The sequence below is a fragment of the Stenotrophomonas sp. Pemsol genome (assembly GCF_003586545.1).
Classification (GTDB): Bacteria; Pseudomonadota; Gammaproteobacteria; order Xanthomonadales; family Xanthomonadaceae; genus Stenotrophomonas; species Stenotrophomonas sepilia.
Genome location: NZ_CP025780.1, coordinates 1,514,948 through 1,534,181 on the forward strand (window position 1 = coordinate 1,514,948; position 19,234 = coordinate 1,534,181).

The 19,234-nt window shown below is 67.6% G+C and carries 19 protein-coding genes and 1 tRNA gene; 10 read left to right on the forward strand and 10 right to left on the reverse strand.

What is annotated here, in order from left to right; translation table 11 throughout:
* Positions 1–256 precede the first annotated feature (256 nt).
* Positions 257–1,060, forward strand: coding sequence for an APH(3')-II family aminoglycoside O-phosphotransferase (locus PEM_RS07065; protein WP_111129029.1), 804 nt, complete (start codon positions 257–259; stop codon positions 1,058–1,060).
* On the opposite strand, the gene PEM_RS07070 is transcribed toward PEM_RS07065, so the two are convergent.
* Positions 1,033–1,458 carry a DoxX family protein gene (locus PEM_RS07070; protein ID WP_005416291.1) on the reverse strand — a complete coding sequence of 142 codons (426 nt, stop codon included), beginning with the start codon at positions 1,456–1,458 and terminating at the stop codon, positions 1,033–1,035. The genes PEM_RS07065 and PEM_RS07070 overlap by 28 nt on opposite strands.
* A gap of 145 nt (positions 1,459–1,603) precedes the next feature.
* On the opposite strand from PEM_RS07070, the gene PEM_RS07075 reads away from it, so the two are divergent.
* The 3 genes from PEM_RS07075 to PEM_RS07085 all read left to right on the forward strand — a co-directional run bounded on the left by PEM_RS07075 (position 1,604) and on the right by PEM_RS07085 (position 4,329).
* The gene (locus PEM_RS07075) at positions 1,604–2,194 is read left to right on the forward strand and encodes a TetR/AcrR family transcriptional regulator (protein WP_111129081.1); all 591 of its coding nucleotides are present in this window, start codon (positions 1,604–1,606) and stop codon (positions 2,192–2,194) included.
* Positions 2,191–3,225, forward strand: coding sequence for a heparan-alpha-glucosaminide N-acetyltransferase domain-containing protein (locus PEM_RS07080; RefSeq protein ID WP_119706083.1), 1,035 nt, complete (start codon positions 2,191–2,193; stop codon positions 3,223–3,225). The genes PEM_RS07075 and PEM_RS07080 overlap by 4 nt, the downstream gene beginning before the upstream one ends.
* Before the next feature lie 99 nt (positions 3,226–3,324).
* Positions 3,325–4,329 carry an aminoglycoside phosphotransferase family protein gene (locus tag PEM_RS07085; RefSeq protein ID WP_005416294.1) on the forward strand — a complete coding sequence of 335 codons (1,005 nt, stop codon included), beginning with the start codon at positions 3,325–3,327 and terminating at the stop codon, positions 4,327–4,329.
* Between the two features lie 118 nt (positions 4,330–4,447).
* Here the strand turns inward: PEM_RS07085 and PEM_RS07090 are convergent, their stop codons facing one another.
* The 7 genes from PEM_RS07090 to PEM_RS07120 all read right to left on the reverse strand — a co-directional run bounded on the left by PEM_RS07090 (position 4,448) and on the right by PEM_RS07120 (position 11,089).
* Positions 4,448–5,335: a DMT family transporter gene (locus tag PEM_RS07090; RefSeq protein ID WP_095377699.1), complete on the reverse strand. Its 888-nt coding sequence runs from the start codon at positions 5,333–5,335 to the stop codon at positions 4,448–4,450.
* Between the two features lie 29 nt (positions 5,336–5,364).
* Entirely contained in the window at positions 5,365–6,426 is a 1,062-nt protein-coding gene (gene murB / locus PEM_RS07095) for a UDP-N-acetylmuramate dehydrogenase (RefSeq protein WP_111129027.1), read from the reverse strand.
* Between the two features lie 8 nt (positions 6,427–6,434).
* Positions 6,435–7,490, reverse strand: a complete 1,056-nt coding sequence (locus PEM_RS07100) for a quinone-dependent dihydroorotate dehydrogenase (protein ID WP_005416297.1) — start codon at positions 7,488–7,490, stop codon at positions 6,435–6,437.
* Positions 7,491–7,498: 8 nt separating this feature from the next.
* A complete protein-coding gene (locus PEM_RS07105; RefSeq protein ID WP_111129025.1) occupies positions 7,499–8,269 on the reverse strand; it encodes a class I SAM-dependent methyltransferase in 771 nt (256 codons plus the stop codon).
* 4 nt (positions 8,270–8,273) lie between these two features.
* On the reverse strand, positions 8,274–8,558 hold the full coding sequence (locus PEM_RS07110; RefSeq protein WP_053500019.1) for a DUF4190 domain-containing protein: 285 nt from the start codon (positions 8,556–8,558) through the stop codon (positions 8,274–8,276).
* Between the two features lie 159 nt (positions 8,559–8,717).
* Positions 8,718–9,557: an SDR family oxidoreductase gene (locus PEM_RS07115; RefSeq protein WP_095377696.1), complete on the reverse strand. Its 840-nt coding sequence runs from the start codon at positions 9,555–9,557 to the stop codon at positions 8,718–8,720.
* Entirely contained in the window at positions 9,557–11,089 is a 1,533-nt protein-coding gene (locus tag PEM_RS07120) for an aldehyde dehydrogenase family protein (protein ID WP_005416301.1), read from the reverse strand. The genes PEM_RS07115 and PEM_RS07120 overlap by 1 nt, the downstream gene beginning before the upstream one ends.
* 183 nt (positions 11,090–11,272) lie before the next feature.
* Between PEM_RS07120 and PEM_RS07125 the strand changes: the two genes are divergently transcribed.
* Positions 11,273–11,349: transfer RNA gene (locus PEM_RS07125), tRNA-Arg, on the forward strand.
* Between the two features lie 78 nt (positions 11,350–11,427).
* Positions 11,428–11,892 (forward strand): GNAT family N-acetyltransferase, encoded by a 465-nt coding sequence (locus PEM_RS07130; protein ID WP_111129023.1) that lies wholly within the window; start codon positions 11,428–11,430, stop codon positions 11,890–11,892.
* Between the two features lie 26 nt (positions 11,893–11,918).
* On the opposite strand, the gene PEM_RS07135 is transcribed toward PEM_RS07130, so the two are convergent.
* Together PEM_RS07135 and PEM_RS07140 are read right to left on the reverse strand one after the other, a co-directional pair.
* A complete protein-coding gene (locus tag PEM_RS07135; RefSeq protein ID WP_069139920.1) occupies positions 11,919–12,278 on the reverse strand; it encodes a response regulator in 360 nt (119 codons plus the stop codon).
* Positions 12,268–13,404 (reverse strand): PAS domain-containing sensor histidine kinase, encoded by a 1,137-nt coding sequence (locus tag PEM_RS07140; protein WP_111129021.1) that lies wholly within the window; start codon positions 13,402–13,404, stop codon positions 12,268–12,270. Before PEM_RS07140 ends, PEM_RS07135 begins: the two co-directional genes overlap by 11 nt.
* A gap of 178 nt (positions 13,405–13,582) precedes the next feature.
* Here PEM_RS07140 and PEM_RS07145 point away from each other — a divergent pair, with 178 nt between their 5' ends.
* Genes PEM_RS07145 through PEM_RS07160 form a run of 4 tightly spaced genes read left to right on the forward strand, consistent with a single transcriptional unit; the run spans position 13,583 to position 19,216 of the window.
* The gene (locus tag PEM_RS07145; protein WP_111129019.1) at positions 13,583–16,690 is read left to right on the forward strand and encodes a response regulator; all 3,108 of its coding nucleotides are present in this window, start codon (positions 13,583–13,585) and stop codon (positions 16,688–16,690) included.
* Positions 16,687–17,511, forward strand: a complete 825-nt coding sequence (locus PEM_RS07150) for a CheR family methyltransferase (protein ID WP_005416310.1) — start codon at positions 16,687–16,689, stop codon at positions 17,509–17,511. Before PEM_RS07145 ends, PEM_RS07150 begins: the two co-directional genes overlap by 4 nt.
* Positions 17,511–18,086, forward strand: a complete 576-nt coding sequence (locus tag PEM_RS07155) for a chemotaxis protein CheB (protein ID WP_049413816.1) — start codon at positions 17,511–17,513, stop codon at positions 18,084–18,086. Before PEM_RS07150 ends, PEM_RS07155 begins: the two co-directional genes overlap by 1 nt.
* Positions 18,083–19,216, forward strand: a complete 1,134-nt coding sequence (locus PEM_RS07160; RefSeq protein ID WP_111129018.1) for a hybrid sensor histidine kinase/response regulator — start codon at positions 18,083–18,085, stop codon at positions 19,214–19,216. The genes PEM_RS07155 and PEM_RS07160 overlap by 4 nt, the downstream gene beginning before the upstream one ends.
* The last annotated feature ends 18 nt before the right edge of the window (positions 19,217–19,234 follow it).

The window sequence follows — 19,234 nt, forward strand, 5'->3', positions numbered from 1 at the left end:
GGCAGCCACGATCGGCTGCCAGAACGGTGCTCCACTTGGCGGACGCGCGCAGGCCGCCGCGTTCGGCGGTAAGGGTCGAGGCCGTGTCGTCGAACTGGCACCGGTACCGTGGCAGCAGCCGTCGCTGCTGCAGGCGCTGGGACGCAGTGGCCGCCGACGGCCCGGTCAGCTCGCTCAGGCTGCCTCCCGCATGGGGGCGATGTGCGCCAGGATGAGCGAGAATGCACAGGGTCACCGGCAACAGGAATCTCCTGGCATGGACGAGCACAACGCCACCCCTGATGGCATGCCGCTGCCGTTGGCGTGGCAGAAAGCGTTGGCCGACGCGCGCATCGAGCGGCAGTCGATGGGTGTTTCGCGGGCCGACGTTGCCCGCGTGCTGCGGCCAGGTAGACCCGACGCCTTCCTCAAGTCGGAACTGATCGACGCCTTCAGTGAGCTGGGCGATGAGATCGCGCGCCTGCGCTGGCTCCAGGCACAGGGACAACCGGCGCCAACGGTGATTGCCACGGCCGAAGAAGCGGGCCGGCACTGGTTGCTGATGAGCGCGCTGCCTGGCCGCGATCTGGCTTCGTCGGCGGAACTCGCGCCGCAGCAACGGGTGGAGATACTGGCCGACGCGCTGCGCGGGCTGCATGCGTTGCCGGTAGCAGCCTGTCCGTTCGATCAGCGGCTGGCCTCGCGCCTGCCGGCCGCGCAGGCACGGGTCGAGGCGGGGCGCGTGGACGCCGATGACTTCGATGACGAACGCCTGGGACAGAGTCCACAGCAGGTCTTCGCCCAACTGTGCAGCACCCGTCCCGATCATGAAGATCTGGTGGTCAGTCATGGCGATGCCTGCCTTCCGAATCTGATGGTGGCCGAGGGGCGTTTCAGCGGGTTCATCGACTGTGGGCGGCTGGGCGTGGCCGACCGTTACCAGGACCTGGCGCTGGCCGCGCGCAGCCTGGTCCACAACTTCGGTGATACGCGTTGGGTCACGCCGTTGTTCCAACGCTACGGCGCTGTAGCCGACGAGCGCCGGTTGGCGTTCTACCGGCTGCTCGACGAGTTCTTCTGAGCCCGCGCGCGGCTGGCGATGGCCGCGCAGATCAGCCCACCGATCACGCTCAGGTGTTCCAGTGCGAAGAACAGGGCCAGCTGCTGTTCCGCGCCGTGCTTGGTCCAGAAGGCATGCACGATGGCGATGGTCAGCAGCATGAACACCGCCAGCGCGCCGCTGCCCAGCCAGAGCAGGCGATCAAGCAGCAGGCACAGTGAGCCACCCAGCAGCACCACGGCGCTGGCGAGGTTGAACAGCACAGGCGGTTGCAGCCCGGCCGCCTGCATTTCGGCCACGCTGTTGTCCCACGCCAGCAGCTTGGCCAGACCCGATGACAGGAACACCACGGCCAGCAGCAGTCGGGCCAGGAACCACAGCACGCGGCTGTCGAGCAGGGCGGTGATCATCCGCGGCATGAAGTCTCTCCGGGTTGGGCTTGGAACGGGCCGCGCAGCATCGGGCCTCAACCGCAGTTGAGGTCAAGGGCCGGCTGAACGGAACTCGCTGGTTGGCCGGGTTGCCATCTTCCATGTGGACGAACGTTCGTTCATTATTGGCGCCATGAACCGAGCCGACCGCAACGCGCAACGCAACGCGCAGATCCTGCAGGCCGCCCTGCAGTGCTTCCTCGCCAAGGGATTCCACCAGACCAGCATGCGTGACATCGCGCAGGCGGCCGACGTCAGCCTGGGCAATCTCTACAACCACTTCCCTGGCAAGGAAGCGATCATCCTTGCAGTGGCCGTGGCCGAGAGCGAGGAATTGGCGCCGTTGCTGCAGCGGCTGGCCGTGGCCGACGGTGATCGCACGCAGGTGCTGGCGTTCCTGCAGGACTTCCACACGCTGTGCAGCCATCCGGAATGGGCGACGCTCGCCGTCGAAGTGCTGGCCGAGAGCGCACGCAATCGGGCCGTGGCCGAGGCATTTGCGGCCAATCGCAGGCAGTTGCAGGCTGTGCTGGCCGAAGCGCTGCAGCAGGTGGCACAGCGTGAACGTCGGCGTCCCGTGCTGGCCCCGGCACTGCAGGCGCAGGTGCTGCTGGATGCCATCGAAAGCGATGCGCTGCGTCGCGGGCTGGGCGAAGCCGGTGGCACCGATGAGGCTCCGCTGGACCCTGGCCTGCTCGCGCTGCTGCTCGGTGCACGCGCATGAGCGCGGTTGAGCGGCGATTGCACGGCCTCGATCTGGCACGGTATCTGGCGCTGGCAGGCATGGTGCTGGTCAATTTCCGCCTGGCGATGGCCGTGCCGGCAGAGGGTCAGGGTTGGCTGGCCGGCTTCTTCCATCTGCTGGAAGGCAAGGCCTCTGCGACCTTCGTCACCCTGGCCGGACTTGGCCTGGTACTGGCCACACAGCGCCTTGGCTGGATGCCGGCCGGCGCGCAGACCTGGCGGCGCGCGCTGTTCCTGCTGGTACTGGGCCTGCTCAACCTGACCCTGTTCCCGGCCGACATCCTGCACTACTACGCGGTGTATTTCGCGCTGGCGGTGCTGTGGCTGCGTGCGTCGTCACGGGTGCTGCTGGCCAGCATCGCCGGCCTGGCGGCCGGGTCGTTCTGGGCACTGCTGCACTGGAATTACAGCCAGGGCTGGAACTGGCAGACGCTGGAGTATGCCGGTCTCTGGCAGTGGCCGGGTGCCGCGCGCAACCTGCTGTTCAACGGCTTCCATCCCTTGCTGCCCTGGATGTGCTTCTTCCTGCTGGGCATGCTGCTGGCGCGCCTGCCGTTGTCACAACCGCGGGTGCAGCGTGCGTTGCTGCTGGTGGGCCTGCTGCTGATCGGCGCAGGCCAGGCCGTGCAGCACCTTGCGCAGGGAACGCCCTGGCAGCCGTGGCTGGGAACGCAGCCGATGCCGCCGGGACCGGCCTACGTGTTGACCGGTGCGGGCGCAGCCTGCAGCGCGATTGCCGCGTGCCTCTGGATCAGCCGCCGGTATCCGGGGGATTGGCTGGAACCGCTGACTGCAGCAGGGCGAATGACCCTGACCCTCTACGTCGGCCACATCCTGCTGGGCATGGGTACGCTGGAATGGTTGGGGCTGCTCGATGGCAGCGCGTCGCTACCGACCGTGCTGCTGTGGGCGCTGTTGTTCCTGATGCTGGCCACGGGCGCAGCGTGGCTGTGGTCGTGGCGGTTCACGCGGGGGCCATTGGAAGCGGTGACGCGTCGCGTCGCCGGCTAGCACGTTGGTCGCGCAGGCACGATGTTGTGACGGACATGTCTGTGTCATGGCGGGCACATCTGCGATAGTTGTCGCAGATAACACTTTCCGCTTGCATCCATGTCATCCGCTTCGGCGCAGCATCTCGGCGAAGTCCTCCAGCAATCCTATGGCATCACCGCGACCGCCGTGGTGCCACGCCCGGTTGGCGCCGATGCCAACGCCAGCGTGTATCGCATCGATGCACGGCGCGGGCAGTGGTGGTTGAAATGCCGCAGTTATCAGGTGGCCCCTGCCGTCTGGGACACCCTGCATTGGCTGCGCGGCACGCTGGGTATCGAGGAGATCGTTGCGCCCTGGCCGGCGTTGACCGGCGGGGCATCGGTGCAGCGCTGGGGCCTGCAGTTCACCCTGTTCCCGTATGTGGAAGGCCAGTCCGGTTTCGAGGCGGCATTGAGCCGCACGCAATGGCAACGGTTGGGCGAGGTGCTGCGGCGCCTGCACGAGGCGTGCCCGCCACCGGCGCTGCAGGAAGCGCTGCCAAGCATCCGGATGGAAACCGCGGCGCTTGATACCGTCGGGCAGTGGCTGGCCGGCGAAGGCCTGGCGGCTGCCAAGGATGGGCTGGGCCGTGCCTTCGTTTCCGTCTGGGACCAGCAGCACGCGCGCATCGCGGCGCTGCACGCGCAGGCACTGCAGCTGCACGCGGCGTTGCAGGATGTGCCGGTGCGGCTGCACCTGTGCCACACCGACCTTCATGCCGGCAATCTGCTGATGGGCAATGACGGCGGCCTGCACCTGATCGACTGGGATGGCCTGTCGCTGGCACCGCGCGAGCGCGACCTGATGTTCATCGGTGGCGCTGTCGGCGGGCGCTGGGGCCGCGAGAACCCGTTGGGATTCGAGGAAGGCTATGGCAGTGACCGCGGCGACCCTCGCTGGATCGCCTGGTACCGTCACTGGCGCATCCTGCAGGACCTGATCGAGTTCCAGCAGGTCCTGCTGGGCAGCGATGGAGAGGACCGGTCGCCGCAGCTGCGCCGGCAGTCGCTGCATTTCCTCAGCGAACAGTTCGCACCGGGCAATGTGTTCGACGCGGCCGAGCGGGTGTATCGCGCGCTGTAGATCCACGCCATGCGTGGATGAACCCTGCGCGCTCAGTCAACGGTGGAGGCGCGAAGAGCAGCCGAGCGTAGGCTCGGCTCTACAAAGGAGTGCAGCGTCATCCACGCGTGGCGCGGATTTACTCGGCGGGCTTCGCCGCTGATGAGGCGGCTGCGCTGGCGGCGCGGCGCGACAGCACGGCCTCGCGGTGGGCAATGTAGGCGTTGGCGGCGAGGATGATGCCGGCGCCGATGATCGTCCAGCGGTCCACGCTTTCGTTGAACAGCAGCCAGCCGAACAGCGTCACCAGCGGCAGCTGCAGGAAGCTGATCGGGGTCAGCGCCGAGACTTCACCCAGGCGCAGCGCCCGCGTCCACAACAGCTGGCCGATGGTGCCGAGCACGCCGGTGGCCAGCAGCCACAGCCAGGCCATGCCGCTCGGCCAGACCCAGACGAACAGCGCCGGAACCAGCGACAGCGGCACCCAGAACACGTAGGTGTAGAGCACCACGGTATCGGCGCTGTCGACGCGGGTGAGCTGCTTGATCTGGATCGCCACCAGCGAACTGAGCACCGCGGCGGCCACGGCGACCAGGCTGCCCGCGGTGAAGCCGGCGGTACCGGGTCGCACGATCACCAGCACACCGATGAAGCCGACCACGACCGCGGCCCAGCGGCGCACGCGCACGGTTTCACCCAGCCACAGCACGGCGGCAATCGTGACGAACAGTGGCGTGGAGTACGACAGCGACACCGCCTGCGCCAACGGCAGGTGGCCCAGCGCCCAGAACGCGCACAGCATCGAGCCCAGGCCGATCGCACTGCGCACGAAATAGCGCGGCAGCTGCTGTGTCTTCAGCGGCGCGTGGCCGGGCCGCAGCAGCATCGGCAGCAACGCCAGCAGGCCGAAGGCATTGCGGAAGAACGCCACTTCCTGGGTTGGCACGTACCGGGTGGCGTAGCGGATCGCGACCGCCATCAGGCCGAATGCCATCGTGCTGCCAAGCATCAGCAGCGCCGCCCGCATCGGGGCGCTTGGGGAAAGGGCGGGGGTGTTCACCACTGTGCGCCGAGCAGGCGGGGCTCCGGTTCGATCGGCACACCGAACTTCTCCAGCACCGAGGCCGAAATGCGGCGCGCCAGCGCCAGCAGTTCAGCGCCGCTGGCATTGCCGTGGTTGACCAGCACCAGCGCGTGGCTTGGCGCCACGCCGGCATCACCTTCGCGGAAGCCCTTCCAGCCGCAGGACTCGATCATCCATGCCGCCGAGACCTTGCGCTTGTCATCCTGCTCGGCCGGGAACACCGGCAGGTCGGGGAAGTGCTGCAGCAGCACGTCGACCTGTTCCAGCGGCAGCACCGGGTTCTTGAAGAAGCTGCCGGCGTTGCCCAGTACATCCGGGTCGGGCAGCTTGCGGCGGCGGACCGCGATCACGGCATTGGCCACGTCCACTGCGCTCGGCAGCTCCACGCCCTGTGCCTGCAGTTCCTCGCGGATGCCGGCGTAGTCCATGCGCAGATCGTGCAGCAGTGGCAGCTTCAGTTCGATGGCGGAGATCAGGTAGCGATCGGGTTGCTGCTTGAACACGCTGTCGCGGTAGGCGAAGCCACACTGTTCGTTGTCCAGCCGCACCCAGGCCTGCTCCTGGCAGTCCCACGCTTCGACCGCCTGGATGAACTCGCCGACCTGCGCGCCATAGGCACCGATGTTCTGGATCGGCGCGGCACCGGCCGTGCCGGGAATCAGGGCCAGGTTTTCGAGGCCAGACAGGCCTTCCTGCAGCGACCACATCACCAGGCCATGCCACGGCACGCCGGCACCGGCACGGATCACCGCATGGTCGGCGCGGTGTTCAAGGAAACTGATGTCACGGTTGCCGAACACCAGCACGGTGCCGGGCAGGTCCTCGGCGATCAGAACGTTGCTGCCGCTGCCCAGCACCAGCAGCGGGCCGCTGGCCACCTCGGGCAATGCCAGCACGTCCGGCAGCAGCGCGGCATCGTGCAGTTCCAGCAACTGCGCGGCGCTGGCCTGCACATGGAAGGTATTCAGCGCCTGCAGCGGCGCATTGCGGGTGAGCGTCCAGCGCAGCGGGGCGTTGCCGTCGATGGTATCCATGGGCGCGCTCACAGCGGGGCCACCGCGCCGCGGCTCGGCGCTTCACGGCGGCGACGGATCGCCTCCACGCATTCGGAAACCAGCGCCGGTCCACGGAAGATCAGGCCGCTGTAGCACTGCACCAGTGCGGCACCGGCTGCCATCTTGGCTACCGCATCGGCGCCGGACAGGATGCCGCCGACGCCGACCAGCGGCACCGATTCGGGCAGGCGCGCGCGCAGGCGGCGCAGCACCAGCGTGGACTGTTCCAGCACCGGTGCACCGGACAGGCCGCCAGCCTCATTGGCCAGCGGATCGCCGGCCACCCTGCTGTGGTCGATGGTGGTGTTGGTGGCGATCACGCCGTCCACCTGCAGTTCGCCGAGCACGCGGGCGGCGGCGTCGATATCGCGTTCGCTGAGGTCCGGCGCCACCTTCACCAGCATCGGCACGCGTCGGCCGTGGCGGGCAGCAAGGTCTTCCTGGCGGTCGCGCAGCTGGCTGACCAGCTGGCGCAGCGCGGTCTCTTCCTGCAGCTCACGCAGGCCGGCGGTGTTGGGCGAGGAGATGTTGACGGTGATGTAATCGGCCAGCGGGTACACCTTGTCCAGGCAGGCGATGTAATCGTCCACGGCCTGTTCGTTGGGGGTGTCCTTGTTCTTGCCGATGTTGATGCCGAGCAGGCCGCGGCGGTTGCGCGCGCGCTCGACGTTGCGCACCAGCGCATCCACGCCCGCATTGTTGAAGCCCATGCGGTTGATGATCGCGTTGTGTTCCGGCAGGCGGAACAGGCGCGGTTGCGGATTGCCGGCCTGCGGGCGCGGGGTGATGGTGCCGATTTCGACGAAGCCGAAGCCGAGCGCGAACAGTGCATCGATGTGCTCGCCGTTCTTGTCCAGGCCGGCGGCCAGGCCGACCGGATTGGGGAAGGTCAGCCCGAACACCGTGCTGGGCATCGGCGCGATGCGTGCGGCCAGCAGCGGCGTGGTGCCAGTGCGATAGGCCAGGTCCAGTGCGGACAGGCCGAGGCCGTGGGCGCGCTCGGCGTCGAGCGAGAACAGGAAGGGGCGGGCAAGCGAATACATGCGTCGGTTCAGTCCAGCGTGCCGAGGAAGGCTCGGGTTCGATATTCAAAAGCGACCTGGCCGTCCACCGCATGGGCGGCGAACAGGTCATGCAGAGCGTCGATCATCGCCGCGTGGCGGGAATGACCGGATTGGGGTGCATAGGAGGAGGACAGCAGGCGCCCGCGCAAGGCGTCGAAGTCCAGATGCTGCACGTTTGGCAGCTCTACCCTGCCGCGCAGGCCGGTGCCGAACCAGGCCTGCATGGTGGCATCGTCCTGGTAGCGCTCGGCCACAGCGGTGTAGTCGGTGCCATAGTCCAGCAGCAACTGTTCGTAGCCGATCAGGAACGGGCTGGCATCGAGCAGGCGCGAGTTCCAGTAGATCAGTGCCTGGCCACCGGAGCGCAGGATGCGCTGCCACTCGGCGCGCACCGCCACGGTGTCGAACCAGTGAAAGGCCTGCGCGACGCTGACCAGATCGATGCTGGCATCGTCCAGTGTGGTGGCCTCGGCGCGGCCGTCCACCGTACGGAACTGCGGGTACTGCGGTGCCAGCCATTCCTCGGCCGCGCCCCGCATGGCGGCGTTGGGTTCAACCGCGACTACTGGATGGCCGCTGGCCAGGAACAGGCGACTGGAAATACCGGTGCCGGCGCCGATGTCGGCGACCACGGCCTCGCGGCTGACGCCCATCGGGCCATGCAGCCACTCCAACAGGGCGGGCGGATAATCGGGCCGGTAGCGGACGTAGTCGGCGACGCGGCTGCTGAAGCGTTCAGTGCTGTCGGAGGCGGTCATGGCGTCAGTTCGACACCGCCGCCAGCCATGCCAGGCCGCCGAAGAACACGATGAAGACCAGGATGGCGGCAAGCACGGCGCCGACCATGACCCAGCCCAGCACCAGGCCGGTAACGGCCAGGCCGTCGCCTTCCAGTTCATGCGGGCGGCGGCGGATCTCGGCGCGGGCCATGTGGCCGGTGATGATGGCGACGATGCTGGCCACGAAGGGCAGGACGGTCCAGCTGGCGATGCCCATGACCAGGCTGACCACGGCCAGGGCGCTTGTCTGTCGGGGTGCCACGCTCATCGGGTCCTCCTTGGCAGTGTGCACATGATAGTGCCTCTGCCCGGGCAATCCCATGCCCAGCGGTTGCGGACGCGCCGACCAGGGTTGGCCGCTACGGTAGCCGTCGACCTTGGTCGACGAACGGTATGCCAACCAAGGTTGGCAGCTACCCGGTGCCTATCAGCCCATCAACACCTGGCCGCCATCCACGTTGAGCACGCTGCCGGTAACCCAGCGCGCCAGTGGCGAGCACAGGAACAGGGCGGCGTCGGCGATCTCACGCGGGTGGCCAAAGCGACCGAACGGGATCTTCGCCAGGGTGCCGTGGTACAGCGCTGGATCCTCGACGCGGCGACGGTCCCAGAGCCCGTCATCGAACTCGATCGAGCCCGGTGCGATGGCGTTGACCCGGATCCGGTCCTTGGCCAGCGCCAGCGCCTGCGAGGTGGTGTAGTGCGAAAGCGCGGCCTTGGCAGCGGCGTAGGGCGCGCCACCGGGGCGCGGCTGCTGCGCGGCAATCGACGACAGGTTGAGGATGCAGGCATCGCTGGATGCGCGCAGCCAAGGCAGAGCCAGGCGTGAGGCACGCACCGCCGCCATCAGGTCGATCTGCAGGCTCGCGGCCCAGCCCTCCTCATTGTCGGCCATGCCGTAGCCGGTGGCATTGTTGACCAGCACATCGATGCCGCCGAGGGCATCGGCGGCGGCCTGCAGCCAGGCCTGGATCTGGCCGGGATCGGCCAGATCGGTGGAAAACGCATGCAATGGCGTGCCCTGCGCCTGTGCATCGGTGCGCAGGGCCTCCAGTCCGGCCTGGCCGCGCGCGCAGACCGAGACCTGCGCGCCGGCACCAGCAAAGGCCAGTGCCATTTCACGACCAATGCCCTTGCTGCCGCCGGCAATGAGCACGCGGCGGCCGCTGAAATCGAGGATCGGAGCCCCTGCGGGGATCCGACCCTGGGCATGGCTCAGATCCCCGGAGGGGCTCTGACCCACAGACGTGTCTGCGTCGTTTGCCATCACAGGTCGAACTTGATGCCCTGCGCCAGCGGCAGCGAATCCGAATAGTTGATGGTGTTGGTCTGGCGGCGCATGTAGACCTTCCAGGCATCCGAACCGGACTCGCGGCCACCGCCGGTGTCCTTCTCGCCACCGAAGGCGCCGCCGATCTCCGCACCGGACGTGCCGATGTTGATGTTGGCGATGCCGCAGTCGCTGCCGGCGGCCGACAGGAACTTCTCGGCGGTCTTCAGGTTCTGGGTGAAGATCGAGGACGACAGGCCCTGGGGCACGCCGTTCTGCATGTCGATGGCTTCGTCGAGGGTGTCGTACGGCATCACGTACAGGATCGGTGCGAAGGTCTCGTGCTGGACCACGGCGTCGCTGTTCTTCAGGCCCGTGACGATTGCAGGCAGCACGAAGTTGCCGGCGCGGTCGATGCGGGTGCCGCCGGTCTCGATGGTGCCGCCGGCCGCCTTGGCCTGGGCGATGGCATCGAGGAACTGCTGCACGGCGCCTTCGCTGTTCAGCGGGCCCATCAGGTTGGCGGCATCGGTCGGGTCGCCGATCTTGCCTTCCACCTGCTTGTAGGCCTTGACCAGGGTGGCCAGCACGTCGGCGTAGATCGAGCGGTGCACGATCAGGCGGCGGGTGGTGGTGCAGCGCTGGCCGGCGGTACCCACGGCGCCGAACACGATGCCCGGCACCGCCAGCTTCAGGTCGGCGGTTTCGTCCAGGATGATCGCGTTGTTGCCGCCCAGTTCCAGCAGGCAGCGGCCGAGGCGGCGTGCGACCTTCTCGTTGACGGTGCGGCCGACCTGGGTCGAGCCGGTGAAGCTGATCAGCGGCACGCGGCGGTCATCGACCATCTTTTCCGACAGCGCGGTGCCGGCATCGTTGATCAGGAAGAAGATGTCCGGGAAGCCCGCTTCGCGCAGGGCATCGTTGCAGATCTTCAGCGAGGCGATGGCGGTCAGCGGCGTCTTGTTGGACGGCTTCCAGATGCACACGTCGCCACAGATCGCCGCCAGGAACGAGTTCCAGCTCCACACCGCGACCGGGAAGTTGAAGGCCGAGATGATGCCGACCAGGCCCAGCGGGTGGTACTGCTCGTACATGCGGTGGCCGGGGCGCTCGGAATGCATGGTGTAGCCGTACAGCATGCGGCTCTGGCCCACGGCGAAATCGGCGATGTCGATCATCTCCTGCACCTCGCCATCGCCTTCCGGCTTGCTCTTGCCCATTTCCAGGGCAACCAGCGAACCCAGGGCGTCCTTGTGCCTGCGCAGCGCTTCGCCGCACAGGCGCACGGCTTCACCGCGGCGCGGCGCCGGCGTGGTACGCCAGACCTTGAAGGCTTCCTGGGCGCGGGCGACGACGGTCTCGTACTCGGCCTCGGTGGTGGCGCGGACCTGCGCGATCGGCTCGCCGGTGGTCGGGTTGACCGGGGTGATCAGCTCACCGCTGGTCGCGCTCGACCACTCCCCGTTGCCCAGGTACGTGCCAGCGTTGATCGCGTCCAGGCCAAGGGACTTGAGCAGCTCGGAAGACATGCAGACTCCTGTGTTTCGTTACGTTGTTTGGCGCCATCGCGGGCAGGTGGGGGACGCGATGAACTGAATCGCCGATGGTAGCAGAGCGCCCCGACCGGCCATGGTGCAACGCGCCAGGGGAACCGGGTGGAACATGAATGCTTGGAGGGCAGGGCACGTTGGCTGTAGACTTCCCGGCTGCATGGCCCCGTAGCTCAGCTGGATAGAGCGTCCCCCTCCTAAGGGGAAGGTCGCCCGTTCGAATCGGGCCGGGGTCACCATGTTCGCGGCGCCACGTCCGCGCGCTGCACGCGAGGTCACTCGGATATGCTGGCGCCTCACCCCGCGATCCGGCCGCCATGGACCACCGCCTGCAGCCCGTGCAACCCCACGACTACGCGCGCATCGCCGGGTGGCTGGATTCGGCCGCAGCCACGCTGCGGTGGGCCGGACCGGGCGTGCCCTATCCACTGCCACCCGATCAGTTCGAGAACGTATTGCAGCTGCGCGAACGCCCGGGATGGCTGCTGCTGGCAGAAAACGGCATGCGCGTGGGTTTCGGCCAAGCCTGGCGCACCCAGCCGGGTACGATGCATCTGGGCCGTCTGCTGGTTGCCCCGCAGGCGCGGGGCTGCGGTCTCGGGCGGAGGTTGGTACACGCGCTGATCGAGCAGGCGTTCCAGTCTGATGCCGTTGAACGGCTGACCTTGCGGGTCTATCGGGACAATGCCGCCGCAGTTGCGTTGTACCGGACCCTCGGCTTCGAGCCGGTGGACGCTGCATCAACGCCGGCGCTGCTGTTCATGCAGCGGGCCCGGCGCTGAGCATGGCCACGCAGGCCGGTACGCCTTCAGTCCTGCCTGAGCAGTTCAACCAGCTGGCGCAGGCGATAGGGCTTGGGCAGGAACTCCACCTGCTCCGGAAGCGGCGGCAGCTGCGAACGCGCATAGCCGGAGGACAGGATCATGCGTGCATGCGGCTGCTCACGCGCGACGTGCTCGCTGAGTTCAATGCCGGACATGCCATTGGGCATGCTGACATCGCTGAACACCACATCGAAGCGTGCGTCGCCCTTCAGCAACGCAGCGGCTTCATGCCCGTCGGCGGTGGTGGACACCTCGATGCCGAAATCGCGCAGGGCCATGCCGATCATCTCGCGCAGATCGTTCTGGTCCTCCACCATCAGTACGCGGATCGGGTCATCGGTCATGGGTAAATTCCTCGGTTGCGGGTAGCAGCAGGCTGACCGTGGTGCCGACACCGGGCGTGGTGGACACGTCGACGAAGCCGCCGCTCTGGGTAGTGAATCCGAACACCTGGCTCAGGCCCAGGCCGCTGCCCTTGCCGATGTCCTTGGTGGTGAAGAAGGGCTCGCTGGCCCGCTCGGCGATGTCGGCGGCCATGCCGTGGCCTTCGTCGCAGACGCTGAGGGTGACATAGCCGCGTTGCAGCGTGGTGTCCGCATCCGGGTCGAGGCGATGTTCCAACGCGGTGCCGATCAGGATGCGGCCGCCATCGGCGGTGGCCTCCACGGCATTGGCCACCAGATTCGCCAGGGCGGTCTGGAGCTGCATCGCATCGGTGCTCACCAGCGGCAGGCCCGGGGTGAGATGGGCTTCCAGTACCACCGTGGGCGGGCAGGCGCGTTGCAGGTCCGGCAGCCACTGCCGTACCAGCGCATTGATGTCCACCGATTCCCGGATCAGGGTCTGGCCGGTACTGAAGGCCAACAGCTGGCGGGTCAGCAGCGCGCCGCGGTCAGTGGCTGCCTGCGCGGCATCCAGCAGCTCGGCTGCGCGTGCATCGTCACTGCTGACACGCAGCGACAGCAGGTCCAGGGCGTTGCCGATGGTGGTCAGCAGGTTGTTGAACTCATGTGAGAGGCCGCGACTGAGCCGGCCGACCGTCTCGAACTGCTGGGTATTGCGCAGCGCACGCTGGGCATCGCGCAGCAGCCGCTGCGCCTGCCACTGCTCGGTGATGTCACGGGTGATCTTGACGAAGCCGAGCAGTTCGCCGGCTTCCACGACCGGCTCGATGACCACGCTTGCGCGGAACGACGAGCCATCGCGGCGAACGCGCCAGCCCTCACTGGCGACATGGCCCTGCTGCGCTGCGACGCGAAGCAGGCGCTGCGGTTCGCCGGTCTCGCGGTCGGCGGGCAGGTAGAAGCGGCTGAAGTGCGATCCCACCACTTCATCGGCTGAATAGCCTTTGATACGTTCGGCGCCCGGGTTCCAGCTGCACACGATGCCTTCAGGATCAAGCAGGTACAGCGCATGGTCGCGCACGCTGTCAATCAACAGTCGCAGTTGTCGGGAAGGGTCCGTCAGCACGGACGTCGTAGAAGCGGCTGCGTCCACGTGTAAATAAGTGTTACCCCTGTGAGGGACGTGAAGCTAGGCATTCAAGTGTGAAGGATGCGTGCACACCTGACACGTGCCATTTGTCCTGTGCGGCTGAATGCGACACGGAGTACCATCTTCCACCCTTTGCCCTCTGGAACCGACCTGCATGCGTCCTGGTGCGACTACGCGTGACCGCTGGATCTGGATGACGTCCGCCGTGCTGCTGGCCGCGACCATCGCGTTGGAACTGGTCGTCCCGCTCGGCTACGCGGTATGGCTGGCCTACTTCCTCGCGGTCGGCGTGACGGTGTTCCAGCGCAGTGCACGCGCGCCGTTCGTGGTCGCGGTGATCGCCTGTGTCCTGCTGGTGATCGGCTTCAACGTTGCGCCAGCCAGCAACAATTCGTCGTTCTCGCTTGTCAACCGTACCGTCGGTGGCTGCGCCTTCCTGATGATCGCACTGATCGTCTCGCGCGCGATCCAGGCCCGGCGCCAGGCGATGCGCGCGCTCTGGCTGCAGGAGGCCGAGAACGCGGTGGCGATGAGCCTGCGCGGTGACCTTGGGCCGGAGCAGATCGCCGAGGCGGCAGCAGCAAGCCTGGCCGGGCAGCTGGATGCAGAGGTCGGTGCGGTCTATCGCCTGGACGGCGGCCGGCTGCAGCTGACCGGTGGCGTGGCGCTGCCCTCTGGGACGCCGGCCTCGCTGGCCCTGCACGAAGGACTGGCCGGGCAGGTTGCGCGGGACGAACGCATCCGCCACCTGCACGGCGAAGATGCTGCCGTGCTCGAACTGCAGACCAGCCTGGGCCGGCTGCCGGTGCGCGAGCGCATCCTGGCGCCGATCAGCAGCGATGGTGCGGTGGTCGGTGTCATCGAGCTGGGCCGCGCGCGGGCGGGTGAACAGCGTGACCTGGATCGCGAGCTGCTGGAGCGCTGCGCCGACACCATCGGCATGGCACTGCGCGCATCGCTGCTGCGTGCGCAGCTGGTGGTTCTGCTGGAAGAGTCGCAGCGCCAGGGCGAGGAGCTGCAGGCCCAGCAGGAAGAGCTGCGCGTGGCCAACGAGGAACTGGAAGAGCAGAGCCGCAGCCTGTTGCAGTCGCAGAGCCACCTGGAAGAACAGCAGGCTGAGCTGGAACAGAGCAACGTGCAGCTGGAAGAGCGCACCCACGAGCTGGAGGCGCAGAAGCAGGCACTGCTGGTTGCGCAGAGCCAGCTGGTGCGCAACAGCAACGAGCTGGCGGCGACCTCGCGCTACAAGTCCGAGTTCCTGGCCAACATGTCGCATGAGCTGCGCACGCCGCTGAACAGCTCGCTGATCCTGGCCAAGCTGCTGGCCGACAACAAGGACGGCACGCTGACCGAGGAACAGGTGAAGTACGCGCGAGCGATCCTGTCGTCCAACAACGACCTGCTGGCGCTGATCAACGACATCCTCGACCTGTCGCGCATCGAGGCCGGCCATGTCGAACTGTCCGATGAAGTGGTGGTGGTCGAGAGCGCGCTGCAGCGCCTGCGCGAGACCTTCGAGCCGATGGCGCGGCAGAAGGGCCTGGCCCTGCAGATCGAAGCCGACGCCCTGGCACCGACCCAGATGGTGGTTGACAGCCAGCGGCTGCAGCAGATCCTGAAGAACCTGCTGGCCAACGCGGTGAAGTTCACCGAGCATGGCAAGGTCAGCCTGCACGTGCGTGCCGGCGGCAACGGCCGCATCCGGTTCGAGGTCTGTGACACCGGCATCGGCATTGCCCGCGAGCAGCTGGATGTCATCTTCGAAGCGTTCCGCCAGGCCGATGGCAGCACCCGCCGTCGCTACGGCGGCACCGGCCTGGGCCTGTCGATCTCGCGCGATCTGGCCGAGCGCATGGGCGGCGGCATCCAGGTCGACAGTGAGCCCGGGCGCGGCAGCTGCTTCATCCTGGAGCTGCCGTTGCAGGGAGCGCCTGCGGCGAGCGCAGCCGACGCTGCCGAGGTCCCCGTGGCAGCGCCGCCGACGGCGCCGGCCGTGCTGCCGGCCGCGCCCGTACGCACTGCGACCGCGGCAGCGCCGGTTACTGCGATGGCCGGCGTAGCCGACGACCGCGGTCGCCGCCAGCGCGCCGGGCGCCTGATCCTGGCGGTCGAGGACGATGCCACGTTCGCCGAAGCGCTGGTGGCGCTGGCCCATGAACTGGACTTCGACTGCGTGGTGGCGGGCACGGCGGAAGAGGCGCTGGCCCTGGCCAGCGAACTGCGCCCGAACGGCATCCTGCTCGATATCGGCCTGCCGGACGTGTCGGGCCTGAGCGTGCTGGAACGCCTGAAGCGCAACCCGGACACCCGCCACATCCCGGTGCATGTGGTCTCGGCCACGGACCGCAGCCAGGTGGCGCGCGAGCTGGGCGCGATCGGTTTCGCGATCAAGCCGACCACGCGCGAGCGGCTGGTGACGGCCATCGAACAGCTGGAACAGACCAGCCAGCGCGACATGCGGCGGCTGCTGATCGTGGAAGACGACAACGAGCTGCGCCACAACCTGGAACTGTTGCTGGGCCGCGACCAGCTGCAGATCGTCGCTGTAGGCACCCTGGCTAGCGCACTGGAACAGCTCAGTACGGTCACGTTCGACTGCATGGTGATGGACCTGTCGCTGCCCGACGGGAGCGGCTACGACCTGCTCGAGCACATGGCCGGCAACGACGATGTCGGTTTCCCGCCGGTGATCGTCTATACCGGCCGCGCACTCAGTCGCGAGGAAGAGCAGCGCCTGCGCCGCTATTCCAAGAGCATCATCATCAAGGGCGCACGTTCGCCCGAGCGCCTGCTGGACGAGGTGACCCTGTTCCTGCACAGCGTGGAGGCCAGCCTGCCCAGCGACCAGCAGCGCCTGCTGCGCGAGGCCCGCCGTCGCGACACCGTGCTCGACGGTCGGACGGTGCTGCTGGCCGAGGACGACGTGCGCAACATCTTCGCACTGTCCAGCGTGCTCGAACCCCTCGGCGTCACGCTGGAGATCGCGCGCAATGGCCAGGAAGCGGTGGATCGGCTGGCCGAGCGCGAGGTCGACCTGGTGCTGATGGACATCATGATGCCGGAGAAGGATGGCCTTGCTGCGATGCGCGAAATCCGCGCGCAGCGCCACCTGCAGGACCTGCCGATCATCGCGCTGACCGCCAAGGCCATGCCGGACGACCGTGAGCGCTGCCTGCAGGCCGGCGCCAACGACTACATCGCCAAACCCATCGACGTCGACAAGCTGGTCTCGCTGTGCCGGGTCTGGTGCTCGCGGCAATGAACGAGCAGGCCCTGTTCGACCTGGAGCTGAAGGTGCTGCTGGAAGCGCTTTACCAGCGCTACCACTACGATTTCCGCAGTTATGCGGTGTCGTCGCTGCGCCGGCGGATCCGCCAGGCCATGCAGCGCTATGAGTGCGAGCGGCTGGCCGACCTGCAGCACCGCCTGCTGCACGAGCCGGACCTGTTCGCGCAGGCGATGCAGTTCTTCACCGTGCAGGTCTCGGAGATGTTCCGTGACCCGGCCTATTTCCGCGAGCTGCGCGAGCAGGTGGTGCCGGTGCTGCGCACCTACCCGTCGGTGAAGCTGTGGGTGGCCGGTTGCAGTACCGGCGAGGAAGTGTGGTCGCTGGCGATCCTGTTGCACGAGGAAGGCCTGCTGGAGCGCAGCATCGTCTACGCCACCGACATCAATCCGGCAGCCCTGGCCACCGCCGAGGCCGGCGCCTATGGCATCGACCGAATGGCCCAGTTCAGCCGGAACTACCTGGCGGCCGGTGGCACCGCCTCGCTGTCCGACTACTACGCCACGGCCTACGATGGCGCGGTGTTCGATCGCCAGCTGCGCCGCAACGTGGTGTTCGCCGACCACAGCCTGGCCACCGACACCGTGTTCTCCGAGGTGCACCTGGTGTCGTGCCGCAATGTGCTGATCTATTTCAACCGCGATCTGCAGGACCGCGCGGTGGGCCTGTTCCGTGAAGCGCTGGTGCATCGCGGCTTCCTTGGCCTGGGCAGCAAGGAGTCGCTGCAGTTCGGGCGCCACCACGGCGCGTTCGAGACCTGCTCGCGGGAGCATCGCCTGTACCGGAAGGTTGCCTGATGGCACTGCCGACACGACCGGCCGTGCTGGTGATCGGGGCCTCTGCGGGTGGGGTTGCGGCGCTGCAGGCGGTGCTCGGCGCGCTGCCCGCGGCTCTACCGGCGCCGGTGCTGGCCGTGCTGCACCTTCCGCGCGACCGCAGCAGCCGCATCGCCGAAGTGCTGGCGCCGTACTGCGCGCTGCCGGTGCGCGAGGCCGAAGACAAGCAGCCGCTGCAGCCAGGCACGGTGACCTTTGCGCCACCGGACTATCACCTGCTGGTGGAAGACGCCGGTTCGCTGGCGTTGTCGGTGGACGCGCCGGTGCTGTTTTCGCGCCCGGCCATCGATCCATTGTTCGAGTCGGCTGCGGCCGTGTTCGGCGCGCAGGTGCTGGCCCTGCTGCTGACCGGTGCCAGCAGCGATGGTAGTGAAGGGGTGGCCGCAGTGCGCGCCGCCGGTGGCCGCGCCTGGCTGCAATGTCCCGAGGAGGCCGAGGCATCGATGATGCCGGCCTCCGCCCTGCAGCACGCCGGCGCCGATGCCGTGCTGCCCCTCGAACTGATGTGCCGTCGCCTGAAGGAGCTGTTTGCATGAACCTGCTGCCACCGGACCCTGCGCAGTCGCAGACCCCGGTCAACCTGCTGATCGTCGATGACGTGCCGCAGAACCTGGTGGCCATGCAGGCGCTGCTGCAGCGCGAAGGCGTGAACCTGCTGCTGGCGGGCTCTGGCGCGCAGGCGCTGGAACTGCTGCTCGAGCATGAGGTGGCGCTTGCCCTGCTGGACGTGCACATGCCGGAGATCGATGGCTTCACCCTGGCCGAGCTGATGCGCGGATCACACCGCAGCCGGGATGTGCCGATCATCTTCCTGACCGCCTCGCCGGACGACCCGCTGCGCGCGTTCAAGGGCTACGAAACCGGCGCGGTCGACTTCCTGCACAAGCCGGTGGCGCCGCAGGTGATCCTGAGCAAGGTCAATGTCTTCATCGAGCTGTACCAGCAGCGGCAGCTGCTGAAGGCGCGCAACGAGGCGCTGGAGCGCTCGCTCAAGCTCAACGAGACGATGGCGGCGGTGCTCACCCATGATCTGCGCACGCCGCTGTCGGCGATCCTGCTGTGTGCCGACAAGCTGGCGCTGGAGCTTCCTGCGGGCAATGACGGCGCGCAGCAGACCCTGAAGCACCTGGAAGCCAGCACGCTGCGCATGGCGCGCATGGTCGAGCAGCTGCTGGACTTTTCGCGGATCCGCAGCGGCGGGCTGCGCCTGCAGGCCAGCGCCTGTGATCTTGCCGAGGTCACGCGTGCGGTGGTGGCCGAAGCGAGCAGCGCCCACGGCCACGCACGGGTGCATCTGGATATGCTGGGCGATACCCGCCTGCAGGGTGATCTGGATCGGCTGGGACAGGTTGCCGCCAACCTGATCGGCAATGCGCTCACCCATGGCGGTGAGGCGAGGGTGGAGGTGGACGGCCGTGATCCGCGCAGCGTGCTGCTGCGGGTGAGCAACGCGGGACGGATCGACGACGCGCTGCTGCCGCGCCTGTTCGAGCCGTTCAAGGCCAGCTTCCATCCCAGCAATGGCCTGGGGTTGGGCCTGTATATCGTCGATCAGTTCGTGCGCGCGCACGGCGGGCACATCGCAGCGCGCAATGAAGCCGGTCAGGTGGTGTTCGAAGCCCGGTTGCCGAGGCGCACAGAGGGGCTGCCGGCGGCCGCTACCTGAATTCTTCAGGGAACACCT

Coding starts and splice junctions, on each gene's coding strand:
- PEM_RS07065 (WP_111129029.1), top strand. CDS start 257: ATGGACGAGCACAACGCCACCCCTGATGGCATGCCGCTGCCGTTGGCG.
- PEM_RS07070 (WP_005416291.1), bottom strand. CDS start 1,458: ATGCCGCGGATGATCACCGCCCTGCTCGACAGCCGCGTGCTGTGGTTC.
- PEM_RS07075 (WP_111129081.1), top strand. CDS start 1,604: ATGAACCGAGCCGACCGCAACGCGCAACGCAACGCGCAGATCCTGCAG.
- PEM_RS07080 (WP_119706083.1), top strand. CDS start 2,191: ATGAGCGCGGTTGAGCGGCGATTGCACGGCCTCGATCTGGCACGGTAT.
- PEM_RS07085 (WP_005416294.1), top strand. CDS start 3,325: ATGTCATCCGCTTCGGCGCAGCATCTCGGCGAAGTCCTCCAGCAATCC.
- PEM_RS07090 (WP_095377699.1), bottom strand. CDS start 5,335: ATGCGGGCGGCGCTGCTGATGCTTGGCAGCACGATGGCATTCGGCCTG.
- murB (WP_111129027.1), bottom strand. CDS start 6,426: ATGGATACCATCGACGGCAACGCCCCGCTGCGCTGGACGCTCACCCGC.
- PEM_RS07100 (WP_005416297.1), bottom strand. CDS start 7,490: ATGTATTCGCTTGCCCGCCCCTTCCTGTTCTCGCTCGACGCCGAGCGC.
- PEM_RS07105 (WP_111129025.1), bottom strand. CDS start 8,269: ATGACCGCCTCCGACAGCACTGAACGCTTCAGCAGCCGCGTCGCCGAC.
- PEM_RS07110 (WP_053500019.1), bottom strand. CDS start 8,558: ATGAGCGTGGCACCCCGACAGACAAGCGCCCTGGCCGTGGTCAGCCTG.
- PEM_RS07115 (WP_095377696.1), bottom strand. CDS start 9,557: ATGGCAAACGACGCAGACACGTCTGTGGGTCAGAGCCCCTCCGGGGAT.
- PEM_RS07120 (WP_005416301.1), bottom strand. CDS start 11,089: ATGTCTTCCGAGCTGCTCAAGTCCCTTGGCCTGGACGCGATCAACGCT.
- PEM_RS07130 (WP_111129023.1), top strand. CDS start 11,428: ATGGACCACCGCCTGCAGCCCGTGCAACCCCACGACTACGCGCGCATC.
- PEM_RS07135 (WP_069139920.1), bottom strand. CDS start 12,278: ATGACCGATGACCCGATCCGCGTACTGATGGTGGAGGACCAGAACGAT.
- PEM_RS07145 (WP_111129019.1), top strand. CDS start 13,583: ATGCGTCCTGGTGCGACTACGCGTGACCGCTGGATCTGGATGACGTCC.
- PEM_RS07150 (WP_005416310.1), top strand. CDS start 16,687: ATGAACGAGCAGGCCCTGTTCGACCTGGAGCTGAAGGTGCTGCTGGAA.
- PEM_RS07155 (WP_049413816.1), top strand. CDS start 17,511: ATGGCACTGCCGACACGACCGGCCGTGCTGGTGATCGGGGCCTCTGCG.
- PEM_RS07160 (WP_111129018.1), top strand. CDS start 18,083: ATGAACCTGCTGCCACCGGACCCTGCGCAGTCGCAGACCCCGGTCAAC.